Origin of the sequence: Campylobacter concisus (genome assembly GCF_003048905.1) — a bacterium.
GTDB classification, from domain to species: domain Bacteria; phylum Campylobacterota; class Campylobacteria; order Campylobacterales; family Campylobacteraceae; genus Campylobacter_A; species Campylobacter_A concisus_V.
The window spans coordinates 1-10,913 of sequence record NZ_PIRO01000003.1; the positions used below are offsets into that span (position 1 = coordinate 1).

Here is a 10,913-nt window from a genome sequence, read left to right on the forward strand (position 1 = left end):
TCTGTTGGTTTTCATGGACAAGCACACTCAGAGACTCACCAGTAAGATGTGGCAGGCAGCATCAGTAGTGTATAAGAGAAAAAATAACCAAATTAGGAGAAAATATGAGATTTAAAAGCTTATTTAAACTCTCTCTTGCAGCAAGCATAGCAGTTTGTGCAAACGGGGCAGACGAGAGCGTATTAAGTGGAGTTGAGGTAACAAGTAGCAGTGGTGGATACGGCGTTGATGACATCAAAATTTCAACCAGAAACGCTAGCCTAGTAAAAGACGTGATGAGAGATATTCCTGGCATTTATGTAGGCGGCACAAACGGCATGAACCAAAAAATTTATATGAGGGGCGTTAGCGACCGCGGTCTAAATATCACGATAGACGGCGCGAAGCAAAACGGAAATACATTTCACCACAACGCTGACTTGCTGATCGATCCAGATCTTATAAAAGCAGTCGATGTCGAGGTTGGCTCAAGATCAGTGGTAAATGGCTCGGGTGCGCTTGGCGGTTCAGTCGCCTTTAAAACGGTCGATGCAAAGGACTTGCTTAATGATGGTGAGATTATAGGCGCAAAGATAAAGACAGGATACGCCTCAAATAACAGCGAATTTTCTCAAGGCCTTATGCTCTTTACTGCACCAGTTGAAGGGCTTGATTTTATAGCTGCTATTAATCACAAGGGCTACGACTACGGCAAAAGCGGCAACAAAAGAAAGATAGGCGGCGATGGCAACGATCTTAGCTATCTTTTAAAGCTTGGTTATAGCTTCCTTGATGCACATAGAATTTCTATCTCAAGAGAACATAATGAATTTAAAGGCATGTATCCAATGAGAGCCGAGTTTGGCAGCTGGTATACTGGTCAATTTCCTGTTGATAACCGAAAATATGAACGTGATACTACAACGCTAAAATACGAGTATAAACCAAGTGATCTTCTAAATTTAGATGTAACGGTATACAATACCGAGCATAAAAAAGATGACCCGGTCTTAAAAATTTTAGGCGTAAAAACAAACGGCATAAACGCAAAGGCTAAAAGTGTAGTCGAGAGTGGTGCTTTGACACAGACGCTTAGATACGGCGCTGAGTTTTACCAAAGTAAAAATTTTAATAAGCCAAACAACCACTACCCTGAAAAGGTAAATAACTACTCTATCTACGCAGAAGATGCGCTAAATTTTAGCTCACTAACCGTTACTCCAGGCATCAGATACACCCATCACGAGCTAAAAAGCTACGATGGTAGAGCCGGAAATGTAAAGAGCTACACTTACAAATTTAACGAATTTACCCCGGCAATAGCACTTGATTATGAAATTATTAAAGGCCTTAACGCTTTTGCAAGCTATGCAAGAGTCTTTAGAGGGCCTGATGTCATGGAGTCTATGTATGCTAGTAGAGCAAAAAATTTTGAAGCAAATAAAGATCTAAAAGCAACGACTGGTAATAGCTATGAAACTGGTCTTAAATATCATGGCGACATAAATGAAGCTAGCTCATATAGCCTCTCTGCAAAATACTTCATGACAAAATATAAAAACTTAATCGTAGATAATGGCTCTTATGTGACTGGAACGCCGCCAAATGAAATAACTATATCCAGACGTATAAACGCTGGTGGAGCTGATATAAGTGGCGTCGAGCTACTTGCAAGGCTAAATTTAGACGCACTAAGCCTAGCTGCTAGCTACACTCATCAAAATGTAAAATACAAAGATAGGGTCGCTAAGGCAAGCGGTGGCTACTATACCTCAAATATCATTGGTTACCGCGATCAGGGCGATAAATATACATTTAATGCAGAGTACGCATTTTCTAGCATCGATACGCTAATAGGCTACAACCTAATCTACTTCGCTTCAAAAAATACCATATCAGCTGGCGATAGTGAAAATGCAAAGATACCAAGCTATGCAGTTAGCGACATCTATGCTAGCTATACGCCAAGTAGCGGTAAATTTAAAGGGCTAGAGATAAATGCTGGAATTTACAACCTCTTTAATAAAACTTATGCTTCGCAGTCTCAAAGAATGGCTGATTATACAGGCAATCCAGACTATGTAGACTGGGAACCAGGTAGAAATTTTAAGGTAAACGTATCTTATAAATTTTAACTTCAAGGCAAGGTGAAAGCCTTGCCAAATTTCTCTTTTATATAAAAATTCTAGCTTTTTTCACCATGCTGTTTGTTTTAAAATTAATATAGTATCATTTTGGCGACTAAACTTTTTGGGAGAAAAAATGAGGCAGAAGCACTTTGAAGTGGTAATTGTCGGAGCAGGCATTAGTGGGACGGCGCTCTTTTACGAGTTGGCTGCATTTAGCGATATAAAAAAGGTAGCACTTTTAGAAAAATATGACGGCGTAGCGACGCTAAATTCAAGCGGTAAAGGCAACTCGCAGACCATCCACTGCGGTGATATCGAGACAAACTACACGCTAGAAAAGGCAAAAAAGGTCTCGCAAGTGGCAAATATGCCAGTAAAATACGCTCTAAAATACAACCTAGAGGGCAAATATATGTTCGCTCATCAAAAGATGACGCTAGCCATCGGAGATGCCGAAGTAGAGCGCATCAAGGAGCGATATGAGAGCTTTAAAGAGCTGTTTGCTTATCTTGAAATTTATGACAAAGAGAAGCTAAAGCAGATCGAGCCAAACGTCGTTTTTGACGCAAATGGCAATGAGCGCCCAGAAAACATCATCGCCATTGGCACGCAAAATGGGCAATTTACGACGATGGACTTTGGCGGCGTGGCAAATTCGCTCGTGCAAAATGCGCTAAATTTAGGCGGAGATGGCTATGAGATCAGCCTAAACTCAGAAGTAACTGATATAAAAAAGGCGGGTGATACATTTCACATAAAGATAAATGATGGCGAGGTGATCACCGCAAACTACGTTGTAGTAGATGCTGGAGGACATTCGCTATTTTTGGCTCACAAAATGGGTTATGGGCTTCATCTTAGCACACTGCCCGTTGCTGGAAGCTTTTATTTCGCAAAAAAACGCTTACTAAACGGCAAAGTCTATATGGTGCAAAACGATAAGCTACCATTTGCCGCGCTTCACGGCGATCCAGATATCCTAGCTAATGGCAACACTCGCTTTGGACCAACGGCTCTAGTCATACCAAAACTAGAGAGATACCACGGCTGTTCAAGCTTTTTTGACTTTTGTAAATGCCTAAAATTTGATAAAAATGTCTTTGAAGTCTTTGCAAATCTCTTAAAAGATAGCGACATCAGATCTTATATTTTAAGAAATTTCTTATTTGAAGTGCCATTTATCAATAAAAAAGAATTTGTAAAAGACGCTAGAAAGATCGTGCCAAGCCTAAGTGAAAACGATCTGAGCTATGCTGTAAATTTTGGTGGCGTAAGACCACAAGTTATCGACCGCAATAAAAAGTGCCTTGAGCTTGGCGAAGGCAAGATAAGCACAGGCGAGGGTATAAGCTTTAACATGACTCCAAGCCCTGGGGCTACTAGTTGCTTTGAAATAGCAAGAACTGATATGATCGAAGCCTGTAAATTTTTAGGTAAAAATTTTAACGAAGAGAAATTTAACGCTGAGTTTTTTGGGTAAAAATGGGAGTGTTTGATATTTTTAAAAAAGGTACGGATATGCCAAAAACAGCGCAACAAAGAAAAGATGAGAGTATAAAAATTTTAAAAAAAGAGGGCGTGGCTGTCCTTGAGAGTCTGCCACTAAGGTATGACAATAGTGAAGTTACGCCAAGAAGCGTTGATGAGATCATTGCTCGTGCGGTTTGCTCATTTACGGCCATTATGTGTGCTTGCACTATCCGCGACAATGGCCACCTAAGTGAAGATGAGATAGCTTGGGCTAAAGACTTTTTGGGCGATTTTTATAATGACCTAAGTGTAAAAGAAAAAGAGGTCGTAGAGGGAAGGGCTGATATAAATTTGGCCGTAAATATGGGCTGGAAATATGAGTCGCTTTGGATCTTGCTTTGGGCACTTGGCATTGCTGAAGATATAGGTATAATGGATAAAATTTGCGACTGCGAGTTTGTGATGAATGTCTTTAGAGAGGGTGGGCTCAAAAACCGCTCAAAACCGCGCAGTTTGGATGAAATTTTAAGCAAACTTGACCTAGTTTATCGCTATCACTGGGCGTGTGTGGACGCAAGGATAAATGGCAAAAAGCTTGTTGGACTTGACGAAGAGGTCGTTATGGAAAGACGTGCAGGGCTTGAGTGGTTATGTTGCAAAGGGCAAGAAAATGACGACTTAAGAGCTGAATTTAACGCTTGGGACTACCCTGATCTAAATACGTAAATTTACATTTTTGCACTAAAATAAGCCAAAAATGAAAGGAAAAATATGAAAATTTTAGTAACTGGAACAGCTGGATTTATAGGATTTCACCTTGCAAATGCCCTTATAGCACGTGGCGATGAGGTCGTTGGATATGACGTGATAAATGACTATTACGACGTAAATTTAAAGCTTGCTCGCCTAAAAACGGCTGGTTTTGACGTGAGCGAGATAGACTATGGCAAACTTATCACCTCAAAAACGCATCCGAATTTAAAATTTATAAAAGCTGACCTCGCTGATGAAAAGACTATGAAAGAGCTTTTTTCTAAAGAAAAATTTGACGTAGTTGTAAATTTAGCCGCACAAGCAGGCGTTCGCTACTCGCTCATAAACCCAAAAGCCTACATCGATAGCAACATCACAGGCTTTATGAATATCCTAGAGTGCTGCCGCCACAATGAGATCAAAAATTTAGTCTATGCAAGCTCAAGCTCGGTTTATGGATTAAATGAGAACATGCCATTTTCTACGCACGAGGCGGTCAATCACCCTATAAGCCTCTATGCTGCGACTAAAAAGAGCAACGAGATGATGGCGCACACTTATAGCCACCTATTTAACGTGCCAACGACTGGACTTCGCTTTTTTACGGTTTATGGACCATGGGGGCGCCCTGATATGGCGCTATTTTTGTTTGTTGACGCAGCGCTTAAAGATAAAACCATTGACGTCTTCAACTACGGCAAGATGAAGCGCGACTTTACCTATGTGGATGACATCGTAAAGGGTATCATCAAGTGCATCGACAACCCTGCTAAGCCAAATCCAGCTTGGGATGCAAAGCACCCAGATCCTGCCACTTCAAAAGCGCCGTTTAAGGTCTATAATATCGGCAACAACAGCCCAGTTGAGCTAATGGATTACATAAAGGCGGTTGAGATAAAGATCGGCCGCGAGATCAAGAAAAATTTCCTCCCACTTCAAGCAGGCGATGTGCCAGCGACATTTGCTGATGTGAGCGATTTGGTAGCTGACTTTGACTACAAGCCAAATACAAAAGTAAATGACGGCGTGGCTAAATTTGTCGAGTGGTATTGCGAGTTTTACGGAGTTAAAATTTAAGGAAAGCGGATGAGGCGATGCGAATGGGCAAAAGGTGAGCTTGATATAGCTTACCACGATAACGAGTGGGGTAAAGTCGTAAAAGATGATAGAAAATTTTTTGAAATGATAGTTCTGGAGGGCTTTCAGGCGGGACTTTCATGGCATGGGGTGCTCCAAAAAAGAGAGGCTATGAGAGAGGCGTTTGATGGCTTTGATCCAGAGAAGATCAAGCTTTACGGTGAGGACGAAATAGCGAAATTTATGCAAAATGAGAGGTTGATTCGCAACAGATTAAAACTAAAATCGCTTTCTGCAAACGCCCTTGCATTTTTATCTGTAACCAAAGAATTTGGCAGCTTTTATGACTATTTGTGGGGATATTTGCTAAGAAAATTTGATCCCAAATTTGACGGCAAACAGATTATAAATCACTATCAAGATATCAAACAAGTGCCAACTACTACGCCAATGTCTGACTTTGTGGCAAAGGAGCTAAAAAAGCGAGGGTTTAAATTTTTAGGCTCTGTTAGTACCTATGCATTTTTGCAAAGCGTGGGCGTTGTAGATGATCATATGAATTATTGTTTTTGCAAGGCAAAAGCTTGATTAGAATAATTTTTGCGGTTTTAGCCCTTATAAATTTTGCATTTTCTCTTGATTTGCTGCGCCTTAGTGAGTATAAAGATCAAAATATCTCAGGCTGGCTAGCTAGCGAAAAGCTTGATGGCGTGCGTGCCTACTGGGACGGAGAGAATTTACTATCAAGACAGGGCAAAAAGCTAAATGCACCGCTAAGTTTTACTAAAAATTTCCCAAAATTTGCACTTGATGGCGAGCTTTACGCAAAAGAGCTTAAGTTTGAAGAAATTCAAGCAACAGTGATGGATAAGTTGCCCGATGAAAAAGCTTGGCAGAGGTTAAAATTTCATATTTTTGATGTGCCTGAGGCAAATGGTGGCTTGCTTGATAGGCTTGAAGTTTTAGCTAAATTTCTAAAAAATGAGCCAAATCACAATTTAATCATCATAAAACAGATAAAGATGCGAGATAACGCTCATTTTTTAAAATTCACAGAGGACATTATCTTAAAAGGTGGCGAAGGGGCTGTGGTGCGTGAGCAAAATGCACCGTACGAGCGAAAAAGAAGTAAAAATGCACTGAAATTTAAAAAATTTAAAGATGCCGAATGCGAGGTGGTTTCCATAAATAAAGGTAGCGGCAAATACGCAAAATTTGCTGGCTCGCTTACCTGCAAAGCGCTTGGTGGCAAAGATGACGAAGAAAAAGCTGGTGAGCCAAAATCTGGCACTATCTTTAAAATAGGCTCAGGACTAAGCGATGAAAAGCGCCAAAATCCCCCAAAAATAGGCTCTATCATCACATATAAATTTCAAAATTTAACAGCCAAAGGCAAGCCAAGATTTCCAATATTTTTAAGGGTTAGAGAAGATTAAAATTTATTCGAAAGCCTTGCTTTACTTTTGCTTTACCCTATTTTTGATAAAATTAACCACTTTTTACGAAAGGCTTAAACTTGAAAATTTTAGTAACAGGTGGTGCTGGATATATCGGCAGCCACGTAGTAAAAGCACTTTTAAAGCAAGGCAATGATGAGATAACCATCATCGATAATCTCTGCAAGGGCTCACAAAAAGCACTTGAGGCGCTCCAAAAAATCGGAAATTTTAAATTTATAAACGCAAATTTAGAAGATGATCTAAGTGAAATTTTCGCAAATGGTAAATTTGATGCGATCATCCATTTTGCAGCGTTTATCGAGGTATTTGAGAGTATGAGTGAGCCGCTAAAATACTATCTAAACAACACCGCAAACGTTGCAAGGGTGCTAAGATACGCAAAAGCTTACAATGTAAATAAATTTATATTTAGCTCAACTGCTGCAGTTTACGGCGAGCCAGATGTGGCGGAGGTTAGCGAAACCACGCCTACAAACCCGATAAATCCATACGGCAGAAGTAAGCTTATGAGCGAGCAGATCATTAAAGACTACGCAGCGTCAAATGAAAATTTTAAATTTGCAATACTTCGCTACTTCAACGTAGCAGGCGCAGACGAAGAGGGACTTATCGGTCAAAATTATCCAAATGCTACGCACCTTATCAAAGTGGCTGTGCAAACTATACTTGGCAAGCGTGAGAGCATGGGTATCTTTGGCGATGACTACGCAACAAAAGATGGCACATGTGTGAGGGACTACATCCACGTTAGCGACCTAGCAGACGCTCATATCAGCGCGCTGGAATACATCGGTCAAAACGGTAGCGAAACTTTTAACGTGGGATATGGCAGAGGATTTAGTGTAAAAGAGGTCATCGAGACCGCAAAAAAGGTAAGTGAGGTAAATTTCAAGGTACAAAACGCACCAAGAAGGGATGGCGACCCAGCTATCCTTATCTCAAACGCAAGCAAACTGCGCTCGCTAACAAGCTGGAAGCCAAAAAGAGATGACCTAGCGCTCATCATAAAAACCGCTCTTGAGTGGGAAAAGAAAATTTAAGGATAAACATGAGGGTAGCAGTAATTGGAACCGGATATGTTGGACTAGTAAGTGGTGCATGCTTTGCTAAAATGGGCAACAGCGTGATCTGCGTCGATGTCGATGAAAAAAAGATCGAGGCACTAAAAAACGGCATCGTGCCGATATATGAGCCAGGGCTTTTTGATATCGTGAGTGAGTGCTACAAAAATGGTTCGCTTAAATTTAGCACGCAGATAACAGAGGCGCTAGAGCACGCAGATGTGTTATTTATCGCAGTTGGTACACCTATGGGCGCTGATGGGCAGGCAGATTTAAAATATGTCCTCTCAGTTGCCAAGTCTATCGGAGAAAATTTAAGCAAACCGCTAATCGTAGTCGATAAATCAACCGTTCCAGTAGGCACTGGAGCTAAGGTGCATGAGGTGATCGAGAGTGAACTTAAAAAGAGAAATGTAGAAGTTAAATTTGAAGTCGTCTCAAACCCAGAGTTTTTAAAAGAGGGTGCGGCAGTCGAGGACTTTTTAAAGCCTGATCGCGTAGTTATCGGAGCTAGCAGTGAGTGGGGCTTTAGCGTGATGAGAGAGCTTTATGAGCCATTTATGAAAAATCATGACAGGCTCATTTGTATGGACGTAAAGTCAGCCGAGATGACAAAATACGCTGCAAATTCGATGCTGGCAACAAAGATAAGCTTTATAAACGAGATAGCAAATATCTGCGAACGCGTGGGTGCGGACGTAAATTTGGTACGAAAAGGCATCGGTAGCGACTCAAGGATCGGATATAGCTTCATCTATCCAGGCTGCGGATATGGCGGCAGCTGCTTTCCAAAAGATGTTGAGGCGCTTATCTACACGGCTAGACAAAATGGCTTTGAGCCAGAGCTTTTAAACGCGGTCGAGTCAAGAAATAAGGCTCAAAAAAGAGTGCTATTTGAGAAAATTTATAACTTCTTTGGTGGCGACCTAAAGGGCAAAACGATCGCACTTTGGGGGCTTGCGTTTAAGCCAAATACCGATGATATGAGAGAGGCTAGCTCGCTAACTTTGATAAAGCTTTTAGATGAAGCTGGCGCAAAAGTGGTCGCTTACGATCCAAAAGCGAGCGAAGAAGCGAAAAAATATATGCCAAATTTAGATGTGAAATACGCTAAAAATAAATATGACGCTCTTAATGGTGCCGATGCTATGGTGCTTGTAACCGAGTGGAGCGAGTTTAGATCGCCTGATTTTATGGAGATCAAAGAGAGGCTAAAAAACGCTGTCATATTTGACGGACGTAACCAATACAACGCTAAAATTTTAGCTGAGCATGGATTTAAGTATTTCCAAATCGGAGTAAAGACATGAGAAAAATTTTACTTTTTATCGTAGCTTGCGCACTTCCTTTTACACTTTTGGCAGGCGAAAACGTGGCAAAAACCGAGGAAAATATTTTCGATCTACCTATCTCAAAGATGCCGCCTGATTATTTTAAATACGAAGTCGCATTTTTTAAAGAGATAGAAATCGACTGCAACTTTGCCTTTTTGCTCGGCGGAAAGCTCGAGGAAAAAGAGGATGCGCACGGGATTTATTACGAATTTAGTGGCAGTGATAAGCTAGCACAAACGATGATGTTATGCAAGGATGCAAAGAAAAAGAGGCGGGTTTATTATGAGCTCACTAAAATTTTACCAGGCGTTAGCCCTATTAGAATCATAACTCCAAAAGGTGTAAGTGCGGAAATAAGAATGTACGAACGCGTAAAAAAGATAGAAGCAAAAAAGAAAGGAAAAAGTAAATGAAAATAGCAGTAGTAGGACTTGGATATGTTGGACTTCCACTAGCAGCAGCTTTTAGTGAAAAGTACGAAGTAGTAGGCTTTGATGTAAATGCAAAACGTATAGAAGAGCTTAAAAGTGGCTATGATAGAACGCTTGAACTTAGCAATGAGCAGATGAAAAAAGCGATCGATAATGGCATGAAATTTAGCCTAAATTTAGATGACATCAGAAGTTGCAACTTCTTCATCGTGACAGTCCCAACTCCGATAGATAAAAACAAGCGCCCTGATCTAACTCCAGTAGTAAAAGCGACTGAGAGTGTGGCAAAAGTGCTTAAAAAAGGCGACATCGTCGTGTATGAAAGCACCGTTTATCCAGGCGTTACAGAGGAGATTTGCGTGCCACTTCTTGAAAAAAGTGGGCTTAAATTTAACAAAGATTTCTTCTGCGGCTACTCTCCAGAGCGTATAAACCCAGGTGACAAAGAGCACACCGTAACTAAAATCAAAAAAATCACTAGCGGCTCAACTCCAGAGATCGCTGATAAGGTCGATGAAATTTATCGCTCAATCATCACAGCTGGCACTCACAAAGCTTCAAGTATCAAGGTAGCCGAGGCCGCAAAGGTCATCGAAAACACTCAGCGCGATATAAATATCGCCTTTATAAACGAGCTTGCGATGCTTTTTGAAAAGCTTCATATCAACACCATTGATGTGCTTGAGGCTGCAGGTACTAAGTGGAATTTCTTAAATTTCCGCCCAGGTCTAGTCGGCGGTCACTGCATCGGCGTAGATCCATATTATCTAACTCACAAAGCTCAAGAGGTAGGTTATCATCCTGAAATGATCCTAGCAGGCCGCCGTATCAACGATGATATGGGCAGATACGCAGCTGATCAGGTTATAAAACTAATGATAAGAAAAGGCGTGCTTATCAACAAAGCTCGCGTGCTTGTTCTTGGTATGACATTTAAAGAAAACTGCCCAGATATAAGAAACTCTCGCGTTATAGACGTGGTTGATGAGCTAAAAGACTTTGGCTGCAAGGTCGATGTGACCGATCCTTGGGCTGATAGCGCTGAGGTAAAACATGAGTACGGCTTTGATCTAGTGAAAGAGTATAACCTAGATGACTACGACTGCATTGTGATCGCCGTAGCTCACAATGAGTTTAAAAAGCTAAATTTAAAAGGCCATTTAGTTTATGATATAAAAAATATCTATCCAGAGGCTGACGCTAGGCTGTAAGGAATTTA

At 40.9% G+C, this 10,913-nt stretch carries 10 protein-coding genes; all 10 read left to right on the plus strand.

Going from position 1 to position 10,913, the window contains the following annotated elements:
* Positions 1–104 precede the first annotated feature (104 nt).
* The 10 genes from CVS95_RS07195 (at position 105) to CVS95_RS07240 (ending at position 10,905) form a co-directional block, all read left to right on the plus strand.
* Complete coding sequence (locus CVS95_RS07195) at positions 105–2,114, plus strand: TonB-dependent receptor domain-containing protein (RefSeq protein ID WP_107696106.1); 2,010 nt, start codon at positions 105–107, stop codon at positions 2,112–2,114.
* 127 nt (positions 2,115–2,241) lie between these two features.
* Positions 2,242–3,588, plus strand: a complete 1,347-nt coding sequence (locus CVS95_RS07200) for an FAD-dependent oxidoreductase (protein WP_107696107.1) — start codon at positions 2,242–2,244, stop codon at positions 3,586–3,588.
* A gap of 38 nt (positions 3,589–3,626) precedes the next feature.
* Complete coding sequence (locus CVS95_RS07205; RefSeq protein WP_107696198.1) at positions 3,627–4,304, plus strand: DUF4272 domain-containing protein; 678 nt, start codon at positions 3,627–3,629, stop codon at positions 4,302–4,304.
* Positions 4,305–4,349: 45 nt separating this feature from the next.
* Positions 4,350–5,408, plus strand: a complete 1,059-nt coding sequence (locus CVS95_RS07210; RefSeq protein WP_107696108.1) for an NAD-dependent epimerase — start codon at positions 4,350–4,352, stop codon at positions 5,406–5,408.
* Between the two features lie 9 nt (positions 5,409–5,417).
* A complete protein-coding gene (locus tag CVS95_RS07215) occupies positions 5,418–5,996 on the plus strand; it encodes a DNA-3-methyladenine glycosylase I (RefSeq protein WP_107696109.1) in 579 nt (192 codons plus the stop codon).
* A complete protein-coding gene (locus CVS95_RS07220) occupies positions 5,996–6,844 on the plus strand; it encodes a DNA ligase (protein ID WP_107696199.1) in 849 nt (282 codons plus the stop codon). Before CVS95_RS07215 ends, CVS95_RS07220 begins: the two co-directional genes overlap by 1 nt.
* A gap of 80 nt (positions 6,845–6,924) precedes the next feature.
* The gene (gene galE, locus CVS95_RS07225; RefSeq protein ID WP_107696110.1) at positions 6,925–7,908 is read left to right on the plus strand and encodes a UDP-glucose 4-epimerase GalE; all 984 of its coding nucleotides are present in this window, start codon (positions 6,925–6,927) and stop codon (positions 7,906–7,908) included.
* A gap of 8 nt (positions 7,909–7,916) precedes the next feature.
* The gene (locus CVS95_RS07230) at positions 7,917–9,239 is read left to right on the plus strand and encodes a UDP-glucose dehydrogenase family protein (RefSeq protein WP_107696111.1); all 1,323 of its coding nucleotides are present in this window, start codon (positions 7,917–7,919) and stop codon (positions 9,237–9,239) included.
* Positions 9,236–9,676, plus strand: a complete 441-nt coding sequence (locus CVS95_RS07235; RefSeq protein WP_107696112.1) for an ecotin family protein — start codon at positions 9,236–9,238, stop codon at positions 9,674–9,676. Before CVS95_RS07230 ends, CVS95_RS07235 begins: the two co-directional genes overlap by 4 nt.
* Entirely contained in the window at positions 9,673–10,905 is a 1,233-nt protein-coding gene (locus CVS95_RS07240) for a nucleotide sugar dehydrogenase (RefSeq protein WP_087577543.1), read from the plus strand. Before CVS95_RS07235 ends, CVS95_RS07240 begins: the two co-directional genes overlap by 4 nt.
* Positions 10,906–10,913: the final 8 nt, after the last annotated feature.

Excerpts from the sequence above, each read along its gene's own strand:
- CVS95_RS07215 (WP_107696109.1), top strand. The coding sequence starts at position 5,418 with ATGAGGCGATGCGAATGGGCAAAAGGTGAGCTTGATATAGCTTACCAC.
- CVS95_RS07200 (WP_107696107.1), top strand. The coding sequence starts at position 2,242 with ATGAGGCAGAAGCACTTTGAAGTGGTAATTGTCGGAGCAGGCATTAGT.
- CVS95_RS07205 (WP_107696198.1), top strand. The coding sequence starts at position 3,627 with ATGCCAAAAACAGCGCAACAAAGAAAAGATGAGAGTATAAAAATTTTA.
- CVS95_RS07230 (WP_107696111.1), top strand. The coding sequence starts at position 7,917 with ATGAGGGTAGCAGTAATTGGAACCGGATATGTTGGACTAGTAAGTGGT.
- CVS95_RS07210 (WP_107696108.1), top strand. The coding sequence starts at position 4,350 with ATGAAAATTTTAGTAACTGGAACAGCTGGATTTATAGGATTTCACCTT.
- CVS95_RS07235 (WP_107696112.1), top strand. The coding sequence starts at position 9,236 with ATGAGAAAAATTTTACTTTTTATCGTAGCTTGCGCACTTCCTTTTACA.
- CVS95_RS07240 (WP_087577543.1), top strand. The coding sequence starts at position 9,673 with ATGAAAATAGCAGTAGTAGGACTTGGATATGTTGGACTTCCACTAGCA.
- CVS95_RS07195 (WP_107696106.1), top strand. The coding sequence starts at position 105 with ATGAGATTTAAAAGCTTATTTAAACTCTCTCTTGCAGCAAGCATAGCA.